Here is a 1448-nt window from a genome sequence, read left to right as displayed (position 1 = left end):
CACACCGCCAAGGAGAACCGGCCCGCACAGGAGAAGTTCCACTGCGTCGCCTGCGGCCACAACGCGCACGCGGACACGGTGGGCGCTGTCAATGTCTTACGGGCCGGGCTGGTCCGTCGCGAAGCCGCACCGGCATAGCGAGAAGCCCCCTCATTCATGAGGGGGAGGAGTCACAACTTCGGCTCGGCCGCCCACCCCGGCGTTAGGGCGGGGTTGTTCACGGCGGTGGTGAGCATCGGCTCGGGCAGCGTCCAGGACATGCTCGGATGTCTTCCACGCGGTCCGTGAGCCACTTGGGTACTGCGCGCCGGTGAAGGTGGTGAGCGGGTCAGGGAGCCAGGGCTTCGGGGAGGGTGGGGCGGCATTCGATGATGTCGTCGATGCCGACGAGATGCAGAACGCGCAGGACGGATTCGGTGGGTGCGGCCAGACGGAGCCAGCCGCCGGCCTCGGTGACGGCCCGGTAGGCGGCGATGAGGATGTTGATGCCGCTGGAGTCCATGAAGGTGACACGGCGCATATCGACAACGATGCGGGGTCGGGTGGTGCCGGTGACGTCCAGGGCGTCGCGCAACCGGTCGCCGGTGTGGTGGTCGATCTCCCCGGCCAGGGTCAGCACACGGACGCCGTCCGTGGCGGTGGCCACGACCGACAACCCGCCGACCCGTTCGGCTTGCTCGGTGTCCGTCATTCGTCCCTCAGCCATTCGGTGATACTTGCACACCAAGACCTTCGGCCCGAAGTGCTGCCCTGCACGTCCGGGCGATGCTGCTGTGCCGGTGGGGAGCCGGGGCAGGAGAGTGGAGCGTGTACCGCGCGGACGCGGGTACGCGCGGGGGTGTGAACGGGGTAGCGAAAGCGGGCCGTGATGGAACCAGTCCCTGTGAATGAGGACGGCACCGCACCAGGCGAGCAGACCATACAGGCCACGGTGGCCCTGGAGGGCGACGGCACGGACATCGCCCAGGCCCGCCACCTGGCAGCGCAGTTCCTCACCCGGGTACAGGCCGAACAGGGCCTGCCCGTCTCGCAGCGCGCCGTGGACCTGACCCAGCTGGTGGTGAGCGAGCTGGTCACCAACGCCCGCAAGTACGCGCCCGGCCCGGTGCTGATGGATCTGCGCATCGCCGGCGACATGGTCGAGGTGGTGGTGTGGGACTCCGAGCCGGTGCTGCCGGTGGCCCGGGCCGCGGATGCCGGACGGGTGGGGCAGCACGGGCTGGAGATCGTGATGGCCGTCGCTCAGGGTTTCGAGGTCCAGCGGGAGCCTGTCGGTAAACGCATCACCGCCCGCATCGCCCTGCTCGACGACCCAGGCGGCGCCATCGCAGGGCGAAGCCCCCTGTAGCGTCCCCTAGGCGCTGTTTCTCGGATCTCCCTCCGCGAGTGAGGTGTTGGGGGCAGGCTGACTGCATGGGACGCGGAGACCTGACGAACGCAGAGTGGGA

2 protein-coding genes are annotated in these 1448 nt (G+C 69.0%); one reads left to right on the top strand and one right to left on the bottom strand.

Going from position 1 to position 1448, the window contains the following annotated elements; genetic code table 11:
• Positions 1-328: 328 nt before the first annotated feature.
• Complete coding sequence (locus tag ACZ7L1_RS39215) at positions 329-706, bottom strand: STAS domain-containing protein (RefSeq protein WP_471444493.1); 378 nt, start codon at positions 704-706, stop codon at positions 329-331.
• 162 nt (positions 707-868) lie between these two features.
• Between ACZ7L1_RS39215 and ACZ7L1_RS39210 the strand changes: the two genes are divergently transcribed.
• On the top strand, positions 869-1348 hold the full coding sequence (locus tag ACZ7L1_RS39210; RefSeq protein ID WP_471444492.1) for an ATP-binding protein: 480 nt from the start codon (positions 869-871) through the stop codon (positions 1346-1348).
• Positions 1349-1448: the final 100 nt, after the last annotated feature.

Source organism: Streptomyces sp. NPDC107546 (assembly GCF_055639175.1).
This window is presented reverse-complemented; position numbering and strand designations above follow the sequence as displayed.